General features: G+C 41.1%; 16 protein-coding genes. 7 read left to right on the forward strand and 9 right to left on the reverse strand.

Features of this window, described 5'->3' with window-relative positions; all coding sequences use genetic code 11:
- Positions 1 to 189: 189 nt before the first annotated feature.
- The 5 genes from kdpC to U2718_RS01580 all read right to left on the reverse strand — a co-directional run bounded on the left by kdpC (position 190) and on the right by U2718_RS01580 (position 5,198).
- Entirely contained in the window at positions 190 to 780 is a 591-nt protein-coding gene (gene kdpC / locus U2718_RS01560; protein ID WP_341999596.1) for a K(+)-transporting ATPase subunit C, read from the reverse strand.
- The gene (locus U2718_RS01565; RefSeq protein WP_341999598.1) at positions 780 to 968 is read right to left on the reverse strand and encodes a potassium-transporting ATPase subunit F; all 189 of its coding nucleotides are present in this window, start codon (positions 966 to 968) and stop codon (positions 780 to 782) included. Before U2718_RS01565 ends, kdpC begins: the two co-directional genes overlap by 1 nt.
- Before the next feature lie 54 nt (positions 969 to 1,022).
- Positions 1,023 to 3,092, reverse strand: a complete 2,070-nt coding sequence (gene kdpB, locus U2718_RS01570) for a potassium-transporting ATPase subunit KdpB (protein ID WP_341999600.1) — start codon at positions 3,090 to 3,092, stop codon at positions 1,023 to 1,025.
- 84 nt (positions 3,093 to 3,176) lie between these two features.
- Complete coding sequence (gene kdpA, locus U2718_RS01575; RefSeq protein ID WP_341999602.1) at positions 3,177 to 4,862, reverse strand: potassium-transporting ATPase subunit KdpA; 1,686 nt, start codon at positions 4,860 to 4,862, stop codon at positions 3,177 to 3,179.
- A gap of 30 nt (positions 4,863 to 4,892) precedes the next feature.
- On the reverse strand, positions 4,893 to 5,198 hold the full coding sequence (locus U2718_RS01580) for a hypothetical protein (RefSeq protein WP_341999605.1): 306 nt from the start codon (positions 5,196 to 5,198) through the stop codon (positions 4,893 to 4,895).
- Between the two features lie 238 nt (positions 5,199 to 5,436).
- Here U2718_RS01580 and U2718_RS01585 point away from each other — a divergent pair, with 238 nt between their 5' ends.
- The 3 genes from U2718_RS01585 to U2718_RS01595 all read left to right on the forward strand — a co-directional run bounded on the left by U2718_RS01585 (position 5,437) and on the right by U2718_RS01595 (position 8,291).
- Complete coding sequence (locus U2718_RS01585) at positions 5,437 to 6,540, forward strand: HAMP domain-containing sensor histidine kinase (protein ID WP_341999607.1); 1,104 nt, start codon at positions 5,437 to 5,439, stop codon at positions 6,538 to 6,540.
- A gap of 1 nt (position 6,541) precedes the next feature.
- Positions 6,542 to 7,228 (forward strand): response regulator transcription factor, encoded by a 687-nt coding sequence (locus U2718_RS01590; RefSeq protein WP_341999609.1) that lies wholly within the window; start codon positions 6,542 to 6,544, stop codon positions 7,226 to 7,228.
- A 241-nt stretch (positions 7,229 to 7,469) separates the two neighbouring features.
- Positions 7,470 to 8,291 carry a SirB1 family protein gene (locus tag U2718_RS01595; RefSeq protein WP_341999611.1) on the forward strand — a complete coding sequence of 274 codons (822 nt, stop codon included), beginning with the start codon at positions 7,470 to 7,472 and terminating at the stop codon, positions 8,289 to 8,291.
- 151 nt (positions 8,292 to 8,442) lie between these two features.
- Here U2718_RS01595 and U2718_RS01600 read toward each other — a convergent pair whose 3' ends face one another.
- A complete protein-coding gene (locus U2718_RS01600; protein WP_341999613.1) occupies positions 8,443 to 8,889 on the reverse strand; it encodes an SRPBCC family protein in 447 nt (148 codons plus the stop codon).
- Positions 8,890 to 9,237: 348 nt separating this feature from the next.
- Here U2718_RS01600 and U2718_RS01605 point away from each other — a divergent pair, with 348 nt between their 5' ends.
- Positions 9,238 to 10,902, forward strand: coding sequence for a mechanosensitive ion channel (locus U2718_RS01605; RefSeq protein WP_341999616.1), 1,665 nt, complete (start codon positions 9,238 to 9,240; stop codon positions 10,900 to 10,902).
- Between the two features lie 376 nt (positions 10,903 to 11,278).
- Positions 11,279 to 12,157, forward strand: a complete 879-nt coding sequence (locus tag U2718_RS01610; protein WP_341999618.1) for an aspartoacylase — start codon at positions 11,279 to 11,281, stop codon at positions 12,155 to 12,157.
- Between the two features lie 235 nt (positions 12,158 to 12,392).
- Here the strand turns inward: U2718_RS01610 and U2718_RS01615 are convergent, their stop codons facing one another.
- The gene (locus U2718_RS01615; RefSeq protein WP_341999620.1) at positions 12,393 to 13,871 is read right to left on the reverse strand and encodes a GTP-binding protein; all 1,479 of its coding nucleotides are present in this window, start codon (positions 13,869 to 13,871) and stop codon (positions 12,393 to 12,395) included.
- Between the two features lie 263 nt (positions 13,872 to 14,134).
- On the opposite strand from U2718_RS01615, the gene tpiA reads away from it, so the two are divergent.
- Together tpiA and folP are read left to right on the forward strand one after the other, a co-directional pair.
- Complete coding sequence (tpiA, locus tag U2718_RS01620; protein WP_341999841.1) at positions 14,135 to 14,860, forward strand: triose-phosphate isomerase; 726 nt, start codon at positions 14,135 to 14,137, stop codon at positions 14,858 to 14,860.
- Positions 14,861 to 14,963: 103 nt separating this feature from the next.
- Complete coding sequence (gene folP, locus U2718_RS01625) at positions 14,964 to 15,824, forward strand: dihydropteroate synthase (RefSeq protein WP_341999622.1); 861 nt, start codon at positions 14,964 to 14,966, stop codon at positions 15,822 to 15,824.
- Between the two features lie 8 nt (positions 15,825 to 15,832).
- On the opposite strand, the gene U2718_RS01630 is transcribed toward folP, so the two are convergent.
- Together U2718_RS01630 and U2718_RS01635 are read right to left on the reverse strand one after the other, a co-directional pair.
- Positions 15,833 to 16,678, reverse strand: a complete 846-nt coding sequence (locus tag U2718_RS01630; protein ID WP_341999624.1) for an SPFH domain-containing protein — start codon at positions 16,676 to 16,678, stop codon at positions 15,833 to 15,835.
- 397 nt (positions 16,679 to 17,075) lie between these two features.
- Positions 17,076 to 18,062 (reverse strand): phosphotransferase enzyme family protein, encoded by a 987-nt coding sequence (locus U2718_RS01635; RefSeq protein ID WP_341999625.1) that lies wholly within the window; start codon positions 18,060 to 18,062, stop codon positions 17,076 to 17,078.
- Positions 18,063 to 18,064: the final 2 nt, after the last annotated feature.

The raw sequence follows: 18,064 nt of genomic DNA on the forward strand, positions 1-18,064 counted from the left end.
ATATTTAATATTTAATTTAGTATTCGTCTACGGCTGTAAAAATCCTCTCTAGGTTTGACAATTATGGGCAGGAAGTTTTGATTAGTTAATGGCTATTGTTCGTTAGTTAGACTAAGTTCTAAGGCGTATTGTTCCACAATCGTTTTGTGATTTTTTTATTTTTCGGTGGCAATAAATAGGACTTGGTTGCTAACGATTAGGCGGCAAAGCATCGAGTGCCAAATTGAGTTTGAGAACGTTAACTCCAGGTTCGCCAAAAATTCCCAGGAATCTGTTATCAGTATTTTTAGTTATTAAAGATTGAATTTGAGTTGGATTAATACTGCGGACAGAGGCAACACGTTGTACTTGTACTTGGGCTGCATTAATACTGATGTGGAGATCTAACCCAGAACCAGATGTATAAACTAAATCAGCAGTGGGTTGAATATTAGCTTTTTGTAGCCGTGTGATTTCCTTTTGAATACGTTCGATCAGTTCGGGATTGCTGGGTGCAAGGTTGCTAGCTCCTGACGTACCTGTGGTAGCGACTTCTGGGCTAGTGCTATAGTCAACAGTGCTAGGGCGACTCCAGAAATAGCGATCGCTATTAAAGGGTTGACCAATTAATGCTGAACCGATGACTGTGCCTTGATTGTTGGTGATTAGGCTGCCGTTAGCCTGAAAAGGTAATACGATCTGTCCGCAAATTAACATAAACAAAGGATAAATTAATGCTGTTAATAACCACAGAGCCAAGGTGGAACGAACAGCTTTATTGAGTTGGCGTATCTGACTCATCAAAATTTCTCCGGTTGAAAAATGACCACAAATAAATAGATGCAGACATTTACAGTTACTAGTCCTAAAAGAGCAATGGCATAAGACGTAGTGCGTGATATTTCCTCAGGGGTGGCTGCATATACGGCTTGTGCTAAAAATACGTTGAGGATAAGTGTGAGGAAGAGAGAAATCGATAAGTTTTTCATGATTGAAACGCAGAGGGGCGCTAAGGTAAACGCAGAGGGGCGCGGAGTATTTGATTATGCTAGTCCTATGGCTGCAATGAAAACGTCAATAACTTTGATGGCAATAAAGGGAGCAATGACACCACCCAATCCATAGATAAAAATATTGCGTTGCAAAAGTTGATCTGCTGTCAGTGGGCGAAACTTGACGCCAGTTAGTGCTAAGGGAATGAGTGCGGGAATAATCAAGGCGTTGTATATTAAGGCTGATAAAACAGCAGATTGGGCGCTGGCTAAACCCATAATATTGAGGCTACCAACACCAATACCAGCAAAGATGGCAGGAATAATGGCGAAATACTTAGCGACATCGTTGGCGATGGAAAAGGTAGTCAGTGCGCCACGGGTAATCAGTAGTTGTTTACCAATGGTGACAATATCAATTAACTTGGTGGGATCGGAATCCAGATCTACCATATTAGCTGCTTCCTTCGCCGCTTGTGTACCAGAATTCATCGCTACGCCGACATTTGCCTGTGCCAATGCCGGAGCATCGTTAGTCCCATCTCCAGTCATTGCTACTAACTTTCCTTGGGCTTGTTCTTTTTGAATTACCTCAATTTTGTCTTCTGGTGTGGCTTCAGCTCTAAAATCATCAACTCCTGCTTCTTGAGCAATCACTGATGCAGTAATGCGGTTATCTCCTGTTAACATGATGGTTTGAATTCCCATCCGCCGCATTTGATCAAACCGTTCTCGAATTCCCGGTTTAATAATGTCTTTGAGATAAATGACACCGTAAATAATTTCGTTTTGACACAGTGCCAGGGGAGTACCACCTAATCTCGAAACTCTCTCAAAAGCGGCATCAAGTTCAGGTGTTAATTGTCCATTACGCGAACGCACAAATCCTTTGATCGCATCTACTGCACCTTTACGAATTTGCACGCCGTCGGGTAAATCAGTGCCACTCATGCGCGTTTTGGCAGAAAATTCGATACCTTCTGCTTGGTTGGGGTCAAAATCTAATTTTGCTCCTAATTTTTCTGCTAGTTTGACGATGGATTTTCCTTCTGGTGTTTCGTCAAATACACTCGATGCTAGAGCAACTCTTGCCACCTTTTCCACAGAATGACCGTTAACAGGGATGAATTCCTCTGCCATACGGTTGCCCAAAGTAATTGTCCCTGTTTTATCTAATACAAGGGTGTTTACATCTCCGCAGGCTTCCACAGCACGTCCGGAAGTGGCAATGACGTTAAACTGAGCAACTCTATCCATCCCAGCAATACCGATCGCACTTAATAATCCGCCAATGGTAGTGGGTATAAGTGCGACTAGTAGGGCGATTAATACAGCAATACTGACAGGTGAGTTTACGTAGACTGATACTGTCGGTAAAGTTGCGATCACAACCAAAAATACCTGAGTCAGAACTGCCAATAAAACCGTCAGAGCAATTTCATTGGGAGTTTTACTGCGGGAAGCTCCTTCTACTAAGCTAATCATCCGGTCGAGAAAGCCTTGTCCTGGATCAGTTGTCACGCGAATAGTGAGTTCATCGGAGATGATTCGTGTTCCTCCTGTCACGGAACTAGCAATATCTGTCCCCGGTTCTTTCAAGACTGGTGCAGATTCTCCTGTGATTGCAGATTCATCTACAGAGGCAATACCTTTAATCACTTCACCATCAGCGGGGATAATATCACCAGCAATTACTTTAATTTGATCGCCACGTCTTAATGCTGTAGAGCTAACTTCTTGAATGGAACCATCAGCAAGGAGTTTTTTGGCTTTGGCTTCGGATTTTGCCGATCGCAAAGCATCTGCTTGAGCTTTACCTCGTCCTTCGGCTACAGCTTCGGCAAAGTTAGCAAATAGAACGGTTAAGAACAGAATTAAGGTAATTAGACCATTGAATAGTCTCAGATTATCACCCGGAGCTGGGCCAAATAGATCTGGTGCGATCGTCACTAATGCTGTAATGATTGTGCCTAACCAGACGACAAACATTACCGGATTTTTGAGCATATGACGCGGGTGCAATTTGATGAATGCTTGTTGAAACGCACGCCTGTAGAGTCCAGATTGTTTGACTTTTGGTGTATGTTTGCGTTCTTGACGTGGTTTGGTAGATCGTGTCATTGGTTGTTACTTCAACAAAATTAATTACACATTCTTTAAGCTGTTCCCTGATATCCACCCGTAACTTCAATTTTGCCTAACCACTTATCCACCTCTGGCAATCAGAAAAGCTTCTGCCAAAGGCCCCAAAACAAGTACAGGGAAGAATGTGAGCGCACCAAGAATCAAAATCACGCCACTTGTCACTCCTGTGAACAGTCTGGTATCAGTTCTTAATGTGCCTGAAGTGACAGGAACAGGTTGCTTGCGGGACATACTATCTGCTAGCAGTAGTAGGGCAATAATGGGGATATAACGCCCTGCCAAAATGCTGACACTGGTGCTGAGGTTCCACCACAGGGTGTTATCACTTAATCCTTCAAAACCAGAACCATTGTTGGCAGCGGCGGAAGCGTATTCGTAAACTACCTGCGAAACTCCATGAAAACCAGGGTTAGTAATGCCTGAGAGGCGATCGGGAAAGCCAAAGACTATTGCCCAGGGGATAAGAATAGCGAAGGGGTGAACTAATAAGATGACGCTGGCTAAGATGATTTCTTTTTTCTCGATTTTGCGTCCTAAAAATTCTGGAGTTCTCCCTACCATTAAGCCGGTGAGAAATATTGCCAAAATTAAGTAGATGAACAGATAAGCTGTACCAGTTCCTTGACCTCCCCAAATTATTTGTAAGAACATATTAAACAGAGTGGCAAATCCCCCAGTCGGCATTAAGGAATCGTGCATTCCATTCACAGCACCACACATGGTTGCTGTAGTCATAACTGCCCATAGTGCTGTTTGCGCCCAGCCAAATCGCACTTCTTTGCCTTCTAGGTTGGGTTGCTGTCCCCCTAAAAGAGAATTAACAAGGGGATTGCCTTGAAATTCACCTACCGCAGTAATACCTACTAAAAAGACAAAAATGATAAAAATCATCCAAAACACTAACCATGCTTGTTTATGGTTGTTAGCAAACACGCCATAGGTATAAATAAATGCCGAGGGAATGGACATCATTGCCCACATTTCTAATAAGTTAGAGAAGCCGTTGGGATTTTCGTAAGGATGGGCTGAGTTAATCCCAAAAAAGCCACCGCCGTTTTCTCCTAATTCTTTGATCATCTCAAAGTGGGCAACTGGCCCACGCGCTATTGCTTGAGTTGTACCCTCTAAAGTAGTAGCTGTTGCTGGGCCTGATAATGTTTCTGGTACACCTGCCAAAATCAACAATAATCCCCCAATCACAGATATAGGTAGCAAAATTCGCGTGATTGACCTAATCAAATCGTTGTAAAAGTTACCTAATGGTCTACCCGTTAAACCACGAATAAAAGCAATACCCACTGCTAAACCAGTTGCTGCCGAGGTAAACATTAAAAAACCCAAGGCGAAGGTTTGACTGGCATAGCTAAAGGTTGTCTCCCCAGAGTAGTGTTGTTGGTTAGTGTTGGTGACAAAAGAAATAGTGGTATGTAGTGCCAGATCCCAACTAGGAGCACTTAAATTAGTAGGATTAAATGGTAGCTCTCCCTGAAACATCAAGATTAAATAAACTAAAATCCCCATAACTAGGTTGCTATACATCACTGCTTTGGTATACTGCCAACCTGTCATTTGTTCTTGAGGACGAATACCACTAAAAGCATAAATAACTTTATCTATGGGATTAATTATGAAATCAAGGAATGTTTTTTCTCCGAGAAAAACATGAGCGATATATTTGCCTAGTAAGGGGGTTGTTGCTATGAAGATGAGTAGTGTGATAGCAATTTGTATCCATCCTTGTAGCATGAATTAGAAAAGCTCCTGAACTAGTATTGTTCAACTTTGGGTGAAATAATCTTGTGAGAAGAAGTGACTTGAATACCTTTTATTTAAGGCAACTTTGAGCATAGGAACTAAGGCTGGATTTAAAGCAACAGCCAATATATAATCGCCATTGCAAATAATAGGCTCTGCATTTACTAAGATGACTTGGGTATCTCTAACAACGCCGATAATTACACATTCATTCGGTAAATTTAAGCTTGTTAATGCTTTGCCACAATGGCAGCTATTACCCCAAATTTTTACACTTATTAAACCTAATGCCATAAACGCATTTTTTTGTTGAGTAGAAGAAATCAATACCTTCTAGTTTGTAACAATTTATATTGTTAATGATTGGATAAACTAAGACAAGCAGTAGAAGGATATAAAACAGCGTTTATTTATTTATATCAAGTGTTTAGTATGTTTAAGTGAGATATATGCAAGCGTTTATTTTTAGATAAACACGTTTTGGAAAATTACTAATCAGGTAAAATACATAAGATATATATGCATTTTTTATTTAAAAGAATGCTTGATAAGCATTACATTCTAAATGGTTAATTTCAAAGCTAGATTACCTAATAAAGAATCTCCTTTAGGCAAATTTTGGCTCATTGCTGGTTTATTTATAGTTGTGATCACACTAGAGTTCTCTACGCCAACTGAGTACGTGTTTGGATATCTATACACGGGGCCTATTTTGTTGGCAAACTCTTGGTTGGGGAGGCGTGCAACTTTTCAAGCCACCCTTGCAGCCGTGTTTTTAACCATGTTGAATCTTGTAATACCAGTAGGCGAAGTGATGAAGGCTTCCACAATTGCCAGTAGAGCGATCGCAGCGATGGCGTTGATTGTTACTGGTGTGTTGAGCGATCGCCTGCAACGTTCCCAAGACGCGATCGCCCTCACCCGTGCTAAATTGGCAGCCCAAGAGGAATTATCCAGAGTTCGCGAAGACTTTGCTTCTACTCTCACCCATGATTTGAAAACTCCTCTGCTAGGAGCAATTGAAACTCTCAAAGCCTTTGAGGAAGAAAAATTTGGTGCTGTTTCACCAACACAACAAAAAGTTTTAGCCACAATGGTACGCAGTCATCAAACTTCCCTACAATTACTAGAAACTTTGCTAGATATCTATCGCAATGATACTGAAGGCTTAAAACTCAACTTAGCACCTGTAGATTTAACTATCGTGGCAGAGGAAGCAGCAGCTACTCTCAGCGATTTAGCAGCTAACCGTCGCGTTTATCTTTCAGTTAACTATGGTGAGTCTAATTGGCGGCGATCACTTTGGGTTCAGGGTGATGCACTACAACTTCAACGAGTTTTTAGCAATCTCCTAGTTAATGCTATCAACCATTCCCGGCGTGGTGAGCGTGTTGAAGTGGTGTTAGAACCGCAAGATTCCTATCAAGTGGTGAAAATTTTGGATACAGGTGCAGGTATTCAGCCCGAACAATTTCGCCATTTATTTGAACGATTTTATCAAGGACATAGCGATCGCCAAGCCAAAGGTTCTGGATTAGGACTTTACCTGTCTCGGCAAATTCTGGAAGCCCACGGCGGTATAATGTGGGCAGAGAATAGAGTGCCTGTCGGTGCAATGTTTGCTTTCAAGCTTCCGGCTTACCCATGTCAATCCTCTCTTACCGTGTGAGATGCCATCTACCCCCATCAAAATTCTCTTAGTTGAGGATGATGAACTCTTCCGCTTAGGCTTACGCGTGCGATTACAACAAGAAACAGAGTTAGAAATTATTGCTGAAGCCGAAGATGGTGAAACAGCTATTGAGTTAGTTAATCAAAATCCTTTCGATGTAGTGCTGTTAGATGTAGGATTACCAGGAATTGGGGGTATTGAGGCTTGTAAACAAATTAAGCAGCAAAATCCCCACTTACCAGTTCTAGTCTTGACTTCCCATTCCCAAAAACCTTTAATTAAAAGGTTAATTGCAGTAGGCGCTCAAGGTTATTGTCTCAAAGGAGTAGCGGCAGAAAAATTGGTGTTAGCACTCCGTTCTGTTGCTGCTGGAGCATCTTGGTGGGATGAGACTGCAACCAAAGAAATTCGTTCTACTTTTGGATCTGATTCTGCACAACTTGACTCAGAAAATATCTTAAATTCCTCCAATCCACTCACCCAACGCGAACAAGAAATTTTGTCATTGTTGGTAGCAGGAAAAACTAACCGAGAAATTGCCCTCGCACTTTACATTACACCTGGAACAGTTCGAGTGCATGTGCATGCGATTTTGCATAAATTGGGAGTAGGCGATCGCCACAGCGCTGTTGTTGTTGCTTTACAAAAACGTTTCATCAAAAGTGATTCTCTTTTAGAAGAGTAGTAATTTCAAAGTTTTTTTGATGTTGTTTCGCAAAGGTTGAAGTAAGCTCAGACTCAAGTTATCATCAAAAGTCTTTGCTGGATAGTGTGCTAGTTAATTTTCATACCTTAGATAGAGACAATAAATCAAAATTTCCGCGTAAACTGCACTTGCTAATCTTGCTAGTATTATTAATAGTTAAACGTAAACATAACTGTACTATCACAAATAAAATCTGCTAACTTATAATCAAAGTGTACTTATGGATAACTCCTCAGCGCGGCAATATTTTTACCAAGAAATCCAGCAGCCTGATGAGTATATTGATTTAGCAAAGGCAGCTTTATATATTGCTCAAGAAGAATACCCCAACCTTGATGTCGAAGAATATCTCAATGCTCTTGATACAATGGCAGCAGAGTTAGAAGAACGATTGCCACCACAACGCTATCCGCTGCGAATAATTCAAAGTATTAATCAGTATATCTACCAAGACTTGAGATTTGCTGGTAATAAAACAGATTACTACGATACCCGTAATAGCTTTTTAAATGATGTGATTGATCGGCGCTTAGGGATTCCTATTTCTCTGGCATTGTTATACATAGAAGTTGCTCGAAGAATTGATTTCCCGATGGTAGGAATAGGGATGCCCGGACATTTTCTCATCCGTCCTGACATTCCCGAAATGGAGATTTTTGTAGATGCCTTCAATGATGGGGAAATTATGTTTCCCCAAGACTGTCAGGAAAAACTGGCTCAAATGTATCAGTATCCTGTGTCAATCCAACCAGAGTTTCTAGCAGCAGTGACAAAAAGGCAATTTTTAGCCAGAATGCTGACTAATCTCAAATATATTTATTTAAGCCAACAAGAATTGGAAAAAGCTTTAGCAATAGTGGAGAGGATTTTACTACTGTTTCCTGACTTGGCTTTAGAATTACGCGATCGCGGACTTTTGTGCTACCAACTCGGACGATTTTCTCAAGCAGCGAACGACTTAGAAAGCTACCTAGATATAACTCCAGAAGCCCAAGACGCTTATATTATTAAAAGGCTGCTGACTAAACTTGGTAGGTATTGAAGAAAGGCAAATGGCAGAGGGCAGGAGGCAGAAGGTAATTAGGACAAGCATTTGAGGGAGTTAAGGTAGGTGAGGGAGATGAGGAAGTAATAAGAGTAAATTCTTCCCCATCTTCCCTATCTCCCTCATCTCTTCCTCTCGCCCTGCTCCCTCATAACCCCTGTTGTATCTCTTCTGCTACACGTTTGAGGCGGCGTAGTTGAGCTTGCATATCTTGTTTTGTCCAGTGTTCGGCAAAGGTTTTAAAACCCCAGCTTACGATCGGATTGGGAATCTCAAATTCAAAACGGTTCAGTAAACGTGTTTTCTTGTCTATTGGTTGACATTCCCAGCGATCACGTCCATGAAAAAAACCCTCAAATTCCCAAACTACCAATCCAGGTTGTCTTTCTGCAACTGTACTATTCAAAGTAGGTTGAATGACGGGTACTTGAATTATAAAGCGACTTTTACTGCCAACATCAGTATTCCATTCGCCCACAGGTTCACAACGCAATGCTGGATTCAACCAACGGTGCATCAGAACGCGATCAGTTATACAGTCTTCCACTACTGTTGCTGGAGCATTAATATCAATTGATTGCTCAAAAACTTGCATAGCAGATAATTTGCATATTTTGCTCTTATATCTGCACTTTAGACTAACCCAAAATAAGCTTTGTGAAAAAGTCTAGGCAAAAATAAATTTTAATTTATCAGTGTAGCATTTCTAACGTTCATAAAAGTAAAAATTTATATTGTAATAAAAAGATATTTTGAGCATTTCTCAGAAAAATGAACTGATAAATAAAAATAAAGAAAAAAACAAGCCTCAATATCATTCGTTGTTAAATTTACTGGTAAATTATAAAGGCAAAACACTAGTATTTTAACTGTGTGTAGCCTTATACTCCAAAAACATTACAGTGTTTTTTTGCGAGACAACTGAACTTTAATACCAAAAACCATGAATATAAATTGGCAAAGTATAACCCAAGTGATGGGATCTGGTTTGTGGATTAGGGGAGAGACTTTTTTAGCACAAGTACCAACATTACCACCACAGCAAGATGCCAGAATAAACGCTTATGTGCAGAACACTTTCCAACAAGTGACTGCATTTCTGCCTCGTTTGTTGGGGGCGGTATTAATTTTATTAATTGGTTGGTTAATTGCGGCGATCGCAGCTGCGGTAACACGAAGTCTTCTCAATCGCACACGGCTAGACAACCGAATTGCGGCTGGGATCATGGGGCGTGAAGATGGCAGAGAACTTCCCAAAGTGGAAGGTGTAATCTCCAGTGTTGTATTTTGGGGTATTCTGCTCTTAACAATTGTTGCTGTTTTAGACACACTGGAGTTGAGAGTAGCATCTCAGCCGCTCAATGCTTTCCTCAACCAAATTGGCGATTTCTTGCCAAGGTTGGTAGGTGCAGCAATCTTTTTGGCAGTTGCTTGGTTAATAGCTAGTTTAGTCAAGCTAATCACAATACGTGGATTGCGGGCATTAAGAGTAGATGAACGTTTAAATCCACCACCGCAGGATGCTGATGCAACAGTCAGGCAGAATCAATTGCCTCTTTCTGACACACTTGGTAATGCCCTGTATTGGTTCATATTTTTACTATTTCTGATCCCAATTCTAGATACTTTGGGATTGCAACAAGCATTACGTCCAGTAGAAGCACTAGTAACAGAGATTATTGCAATTTTACCAAACATCCTGGGAGCGGTACTAATTGCAGTAGCCGGCTGGTTTGTGGCGAATATAGTACGGCGCATTGTGACAAATTTGCTGGCAACAACAGGAATCGACAATTTAGGAAGTCGATTTGGACTTTCGCGCACTGCTACAGGGCAATCTCTTTCCTCAATTATTGGTACGATTGTCTATGTCTTGATTTTGATTCCTGTAGCGATCGCGGCATTGAATACCTTACGCATTGAAGCGATTTCGGTACCAGCGATCGCAATGTTGCAGCAGATTCTCAACGCACTTCCTGCCATCTTTACAGCCATAGCAATTTTAATTATTGCTTATTTTGTGGGGCGGTTTTTGGCGGATCTTGTCACCAGTATTCTGACAAGTATAGGCTTTAATAACATTTTCTCGATTTTGGGTTTCCCATCACCCACCAGAAGAGTTGTTATTTCAGCAGAAGAACCAACAGCACCGACTGCAACTACTCGTACTCCTTCAGAAATTGCGGGTATTGTCGTCTTAGTTGGTATTATGCTGTTTGCAACTGTGGCAGCGGTGAATATTCTCAATATTCCAGCGCTGACTGTACTGGTGACAGGTATTGTCGTTGTTCTGGGGCGGATTTTGGCTGGATTGATAGTATTTGCGATTGGTTTGTTCCTCGCGAATCTTGCGTTTAGCATTATTACCAGCTCCGGTAATGCCCAAGCCAGAATTTTAGGACAAATCACGCGAGTTGCCATTATTATCTTGGTTTCGGCAATGGCATTACAACAAATCGGTGTCGCTCCCGATATTGTCAATTTAGCCTTTGGATTGCTACTAGGTGCGATCGCTATTGCTATTGCTCTTTCTTTTGGTTTGGGTACTCGCGATATCGCCAACCAGCAGGTTAGAGAATGGCTGGATTCTTTCAAAAACAGAAGCTAAACTTCTAATTCTCAAATAACTTCAACACTATAACCTCAGTAGGGACGCAAGAGCAGTGCGCCCCTATTTTTATTTTCAACGCCGATCGCGCTCTAAATCGTGAATAACTTTTTCGAGATACCAATCAAGTACCTATGCATAAATATTTAGCCGTTTTTCAACCAGACTGAAATGGCTGTATTCCTTTACTTTTCCCTGTTAAGAGTTTCCCGTTCCCTATTTCCTTGCCTAAATAGATAATTTATTTTGCACAACTAAATTAAAAGAACTGGTCAAAGTGCTAAAAAATGACTAGAGTGAAAGACGAAATTCAATCACCAGCAGGTAATAGGCAATAGGTAACTCAACTCTCTATTGCCACAAAGGAATTACTATTATGAATCAAATCAATCGAGTGGCGATCGTTGGTGGAACCCACGGAAATGAATTAACAGGGGTATATTTGATTAAGAAATTTGAGGAATATCCCCAGCTAATTCAGCGCTCCAGTTTTGAAACTTTAACTTTATTAGCCAATCCCCAAGCCTTTGAGAAAAATAGACGTTACATAGATAAAGATTTGAACCGTTGTTTTCTCAATCAAGATTTGCAAAATTCAAGTCTTTCCAGCTATGAGGATATTCGAGCAAAAACTATCAACCAAATACTAGGGCCGAAAGGTCAATCTCAGGTAGATATAATTGTGGATTTGCACTCTACAACTGCAAATATGGGGTTGAGTATAATTCTGGATACTCAGCATCCATTCATGATGCAATTAGCAGCTTATCTTTGTTCTATAAACCCCCTAGTTAAGATTTGTTGTCCACAACTTGATCAAGAGAGTTCTTTTCTTAGGTCTTTGTGCAAATTTGGCTTTGTAATTGAAGTTGGCCCTGTAGCTCAGGGAGTACTAAATGCAGATTTGTTTCAGAAAACAGAGCAACTTATTTATATAATTTTAGATTATTTGGAAGCATATAATCAAGGTTTAATTCTACTCAATAACAGCACATTTACCCTTTTTGAATATGTCGAAACTATCGACTACCCCAGAAATCAAAAGGGAGAGATTCAGGCAATGATTCACCCCCAGCTTCATTTTCGAGATTACGAATCTCTTAATCCTGGTGAGCCGGTGTTTCTAACTTTTGACGAGAAAGAAATTTTTTATCAAGGAAAATCTACATATTATCCAATTTTTATTAATGAAGCAGCTTACTATGAAAAAGGCATTGCTATGTGTTTAACTAAAAAGCAACTAATAAAAGTCTAGCTCACACCAATGCGTGGATTTTGGATTAAAACCATTGATTAATAGGCTAGTCCAGAATTTTGAAACAAGACTCCCTATGCCAATTTGGTCTAAGTTAGAAAAACTTACGCACGAGTTATGGAATAGTAAACCACAGAGTACGCTGTGAACACGGAGTCAAGAGGATTTTAGAGGGATTTTGCGTAAGTCCTATTTAATACAGATTTTATCAATATCAAACCCTACAATAAAACATCTAAATTCTCTTGATTTTTGTTCGTAATTCATCTTTAATTCGGTTAAGAATCGAATTTTCATCTAATGTCGCCAATATTTTATTAATAACTGCTTTTGGCCCTTCTGGCCCCCAAGTTGCTCCATTAGCTAAATAGGCTTTGGTTACTTGTCCAATTCCATAACAAGAAACACCACTTACTGCCGCTTGTGTTAGCGCCACCGACAGATAGGGAGCAAGTGAGGCACCTCCAGTTGCTGGTGCAGAGATGCCAAGTAAAGTTTTCAGAGAACTTAAACCCAAATTTGCTAAAAGTTCGCTGGCACTAATACCGCCCATACCGAGAGCGATTTTTTGAAGCAATTTGACAGCACCTGTTTCTGTCATGGGAATACCGTAGAGTTTAGATAAACCCAGAATTAAAACAACATCAATTACTGCACCACTGAGAATATCGACGACAGTGAGCGGATTGAGAGCGATCGCACAAGCTTTAGTCATTACTGCCTTCCAAATCAACTGATTGGCAGCATTCTCCCGAATTGCCAACTTGCGCTGCACCAATTGCTCATTCACGTTGTCAGCATAGAGCATGGTGTTCAAAGCGACTAGGGCTTTTCCTTCACGGTGGAGAATCTCCAAAATTTTCAGCTTCAGTTCCTCCATTTGGGCTTTACCCTGACGCATTTGCAAGCCTCTAGTACCATCAGCACGATAAACTACTGTCTTGACTAGCGGTGATGCTGCTGCCATCACAATTTCATCAGGAGAAAGTAACTCTCGCACCCGCTCATCCCGAATTTTTTGATAAATTGCCATGCGATCGGCTTCTGGATACTGATCGACTTTGTTAAACACGAGCAATATTGGTTTACCCGCTTCCCGTAGTTGAGAAAGGGCTTCGTGTTCGACTTTTGTCATATCGCCGGCAATAACAAACAAAATTAAATCTGCTTGTTTTGCTACTTGCTCTGCCAAAGCAGCACGAGTTTCACCATCAACTTCGTCTAACCCCGGAGTATCAATCAATTCTACTTGCGAGTGACCAACTCCAGGTAAAGTAACTCTTAAGGCGCGTTCTGTTTCGCCAACGGCTTCCTCAGTGATAGTCCAATTCACTCGCTGGGCAGTGCGGGTAACACCGTGCAATGGCCCCGTTTCAAACACTGTTTGCCCTACTAAAGCATTCAACAGAGAAGACTTGCCCCGCCCTACCATACCAAAAGCAGCAATTTGTACTACCATGCGGTCTAACTTGCCCAACATGGTTTCTAAATCGCCGATTTCTATCTCTAGCCCTGCTTCTTCTTCAGGAGTGAGGTCAAAACTTGCTACCAAATTTCGCAGTGCTGTTTGTGCCTGTTTGTAGTTCAGTTCCGCCTGAATGTCTTCAAAGCTGAAAATGGCATTATCCAATTCCTTCTCCCAATTTAGGGAATTTACATCCGTTTTGGATGCAGCACTTTGATCGGGATCTGGTAGGGGCAATGTCGAAGTCATAACAAATTTGAATTTAAGATTTTGGTTGTTAAAGTTTGAGATTAATGTCCTTTTCAATCCTAGTAATTTTTAGCAACAAATTGGGAGAGGGGAGAGGGGATAAGGGGACACCGAGACGCAAAGACGCGGGGACAAGGAGACAGAGATGGGGAAAACAACTAATAACTAATGACAAATGACCAATGACCAATTATAAACAGGTGTCCAAAATGATCTAGAGTGAAAAATGCATTAAGTATAGTACTGACTTGACAAAATCACCTGTGCGAAAAATAGTAATTGCTGGAAACTGGAAAATGTTCAAAACCCAGGCAGAATCCCAAGAATTTTTAACGGGATTTCTGCCTACTTTAGAAGAAACCCCACAAGAGCGAGAAGTTGTGTTGTGTGTTCCTTTCACTGATTTAAACATTTTGTCCAAAAGTTTGCACGGTAGCCGCGTACAACTAGGGGCGCAAAATGTCCATTGGGAAGATAGTGGAGCCTACACGGGTGAGATTTCCGGACTGATGTTGCAAGAAATTGGCGTGCGTTATGTAGTTGTCGGTCATAGCGAAAGGCGACAATATTTTGGAGAAACGGATCAAACCGTTAACTGGCGTTTGAAAGCAGCTCAAAGGAATGGTTTAATCCCGATTCTGTGTGTAGGTGAAACTAAACAACAACGAGATGCTGGAGAAACGGAAGCACTGATTACTAGCCAGTTGGAAAAAGATTTAGTAGATGTGGATCAAAGTAATTTGGTAATTGCCTATGAACCAATTTGGGCGATCGGCACCGGTGAAACTTGTGAAACCACCGAAGCCAATCGAGTCATCGGTTTAATTCGCAGCCAATTAAAAAACCCCGCGGTAACAATTCAATATGGCGGTTCAGTAAAGCCAAATAATATTGATGAAATCATGGCTCAACCAGAAATTGATGGCGTTTTGGTGGGAGGAGCAAGCCTTGAGCCTGATAGTTTCGCCCGGATTGTGAATTATCAGTAGATTGCCAAAAATTGTAACCATTAAGGCACAAAGGCAAAAAGGCTCAACATCATTGATGTTTCCTTTGAGTCTTAGTGGTTTTTCTAATCCTAAAAATTTTGCCATGCCAAAACCAAGCTATTTAAAAATTCGCGATCGCACCTTTGAATGGGGACAGCGAACTTATTTGATGGGTGTTTTGAATATTACACCTGATAGTTTCAGTGATGGTGGCGAATTTAACTCTACTGCTGCTGCTCTAGCCCAAGCACAAGCACTGCAAGCTGCTGGAGCGGATATTATTGATGTAGGCGGTCAATCGACACGACCAGGGGCAAAGCAGATTACTGTTACTGAAGAACTAGAGCGCGTTTTACCAGTATTACAACTACTGCGTCAAAAAATCACTTTACCAATTTCTGTAGACACAACGCGATCTGAGGTAGCACAAGCTGCTATCCAAGCGGGAGCAGATATAGTTAATGATATATCTGGAGGCACATTTGATGCCGAAATGTTACCAACTGTAGCACATTTAAAAGTGCCAATTATTATTATGCATATCCGTGGTAACCCGCAGTCAATGCAAAAGATGACAGACTATCAAAATTTGATGGAGGAAATTTCTAATTTTTTGGCTCGACAAATTGCAACAGCTACTGCTGCGGGTATTGATTCAGAGAAAATCATTATCGATCCAGGCATCGGCTTTGCCAAGAACTACGAGCAGAATTTAGAAATTTTTCGCCGCTTGCCAGAATTGCGAAAACTCAACTGTCCGATTTTAGTAGGGCCATCCCGTAAAAGTTTTATTGGTCGCATTTTAGATCAACCAGATCCAAAAGCACGAGTATGGGGGACGGCAGCGGCGTGTTGTGCTGCTATCTTTACAGGGGCGGATATTCTCCGAGTTCATGATGTTCAAGAAATGCGAGATGTCTGCTTGGTTGCAGATGCAATTTTCCGACAGTCCTCACCACTTTAGTTGTCGGATTAAGTAGAACCATGCTCAGATGGCTTGCCGTTGCCATTCTCTTTAGTTGCTGCCTCAGCAATCACCTCTTTCATCAAATCACCACTTTTGCCTGGATCTACAAAGACAACTTTGGCGTTTTCGCTTTCACCTAATCTGTAGCTAGCATTAATATAGTCTTGAGCAACGAGATAGCGCAGAATTTCCTTGCTTTCAGGGCTAGTGCGCAATGCTTCAGCAATAATCTGCATGGAAGTCTTAGTTCCTTCAGCTTTTTTTATTGCGGCTTGTCGTTCTCCTTCTGCTTCTAAAATAGCAGCACGGCTTTTAATTTCTGCTGCTCGTTGTTCTTCCATAGATTTGCGCACACTTTCGGGCGGAGTAATCCGCTGAATGTCTACTCGCAGAACATTAATTCCCCATGTTGTTGTAGTCTGATTCAATTCATCCAATAAGGCTTTATTCATCTCTGCCCTAGAGGCATTAGTTTCTTCCAAAGTATTCTGGGCGATAACTTCCCGGAGTGTGGTTGTAGCCAGATTGTTCAGCCCTTGTTGTAAATCATCAATTTGATAAAAGCTTCTCTCTATATCAACAATGCGCCAGTACACCACTGCATCTACTTCCAAATAGATATTATCTTTAGTGATTACATTTTGCGGTTTGATATCTAAAACTTGCTCCCGCGTAGTATCTTCCATCACAATTTGATCTACCAAAGGCACAATAAAATTTAGCCCTGGTCTAAGTTTGCGATGATACCGTCCCAAACGTTCCACAAGAGCTTCATTTCCTTGATTAACAAGTTTTGCAGATCCTAAGGCATAACCTATAAGCACTAAGACTATAGCAATGATTGGCTCCATGTATGCTCCTAATTAAGCTTTTGGGAAATTTACTTTACGGACTCAATTCTACTTTGTTCTACCTTTCAGTCTAGTGGGTGGAATGTGTAATGTTCTTATCACAAGCTGCGCACTTAGGCAAGACTGTTTAGCGAATACCGAAGATGCGGAGATTGTGTTAAGAAATATCGATATTAAAGCACTATTTTAATAATTTACTTTACTCTAAAGCACCTAATTATACTTATAATCTCGTAGAATCTCGGAGTGAGTTATCATTACTTAACTGATGTGAGTGCGGCGAAACTAAAAAATAGCAGGAGGTAGAGCAAGTAAGTCTTTGGGGGAAATATACAGCGAACATACAGAGTCTTTTCGCTGCTATGAAGTTGTTGTACCGTGAAGACCACTGGCTACCTTAGTATTTATCAAATAAAAATGGCTCGCCCTCAAGATACAGATGGATGTGTTCTTTAACGATATACGGCACGCTTTCCGAAATCCACTTATGCTCAAGTGGATTATGAACATGAAAAGAAAGCACTTCAATCAGCGCCATGATAAAGAAACCTTCTGTAATCTGTAAGTAGTTTTCAGGGAGCTTACGGATAGCTTGATAGCCTTCAAAAAAGGAAGGTCTGACAGTGGGAAGTAAATATTGAAGCGTACTTGCAATATCGTAAAGATAGTATCCAAAGCCACAACGAGCGAAATCGATTGGACAGAATTCATCGTTGTACAATAGATAGTTGCCTTCATGAAGGTCAGCGTGAATCAGCCCCCAGATATTTTGCTCCTGAGCTAGTGTTTCTATCATCCCTTGAACTTGGCAAACCGCTACTGAGAGAGTTTTGTAATTTTCTGCTGAAATCAATTCTTGTAATACTGCTGGATAAAGTGCCGAGAGTGCTGCTTGCAGTCGATTCCGATCGTAGGCTGGGCGAACAAAGTTTTGTGGCAGTTGCCACTGACTACTATGCTGATGCAATCGAGCTAGTAACAAACCAAGTTGGTAAGCCTGTTGTGGAGTTAGTTGTGCGTTAAGAATGTTGCCATCAATCCAATGCAGCAGTGAACAATAAAACACTTCTGCGGTCTCATCTGCCAAAACCTGAGTGAGCCATCTACCCTGTAGATTTTTTACTGGCTCCTGTACAACAATCTCTGTGTCATTACGCAAAGCAGCCAGCCACAGAAGTTCTGACTCAATCACCTGTGGTCTTTGCCATACATCGCCTTGGAGCGTAGATACTGGTCGATGAATACGCAGAAGAAATTTTTCCGCTTGTGTCTTTATGCAGAAGGTTACGCTTTCACTATGACCTAAAAAACAACGCTGTCCTTGAGCCATACCATATTGGGTAAGGGCAGCTTTCGCGATGTCGTCATAGATGTTATACTGCATTT

Origin of the sequence: Chlorogloeopsis sp. ULAP02 (genome assembly GCF_038404745.2) — a bacterium.
GTDB lineage: Bacteria > Cyanobacteriota > Cyanobacteriia > Cyanobacteriales > Nostocaceae > Chlorogloeopsis.

Coding starts and splice junctions, on each gene's coding strand:
- U2718_RS01635 (WP_341999625.1), bottom strand. CDS start 18,062: ATGCAGTATAACATCTATGACGACATCGCGAAAGCTGCCCTTACCCAA.
- kdpB (WP_341999600.1), bottom strand. CDS start 3,092: ATGACACGATCTACCAAACCACGTCAAGAACGCAAACATACACCAAAA.
- kdpC (WP_341999596.1), bottom strand. CDS start 780: ATGAGTCAGATACGCCAACTCAATAAAGCTGTTCGTTCCACCTTGGCT.
- U2718_RS01600 (WP_341999613.1), bottom strand. CDS start 8,889: ATGCAAGTTTTTGAGCAATCAATTGATATTAATGCTCCAGCAACAGTA.
- U2718_RS01590 (WP_341999609.1), top strand. CDS start 6,542: ATGCCATCTACCCCCATCAAAATTCTCTTAGTTGAGGATGATGAACTC.
- U2718_RS01615 (WP_341999620.1), bottom strand. CDS start 13,871: ATGACTTCGACATTGCCCCTACCAGATCCCGATCAAAGTGCTGCATCC.
- U2718_RS01565 (WP_341999598.1), bottom strand. CDS start 968: ATGAAAAACTTATCGATTTCTCTCTTCCTCACACTTATCCTCAACGTA.
- U2718_RS01585 (WP_341999607.1), top strand. CDS start 5,437: ATGGTTAATTTCAAAGCTAGATTACCTAATAAAGAATCTCCTTTAGGC.
- U2718_RS01605 (WP_341999616.1), top strand. CDS start 9,238: ATGAATATAAATTGGCAAAGTATAACCCAAGTGATGGGATCTGGTTTG.
- U2718_RS01630 (WP_341999624.1), bottom strand. CDS start 16,678: ATGGAGCCAATCATTGCTATAGTCTTAGTGCTTATAGGTTATGCCTTA.
- kdpA (WP_341999602.1), bottom strand. CDS start 4,862: ATGCTACAAGGATGGATACAAATTGCTATCACACTACTCATCTTCATA.
- folP (WP_341999622.1), top strand. CDS start 14,964: ATGCCAAAACCAAGCTATTTAAAAATTCGCGATCGCACCTTTGAATGG.
- U2718_RS01595 (WP_341999611.1), top strand. CDS start 7,470: ATGGATAACTCCTCAGCGCGGCAATATTTTTACCAAGAAATCCAGCAG.
- U2718_RS01610 (WP_341999618.1), top strand. CDS start 11,279: ATGAATCAAATCAATCGAGTGGCGATCGTTGGTGGAACCCACGGAAAT.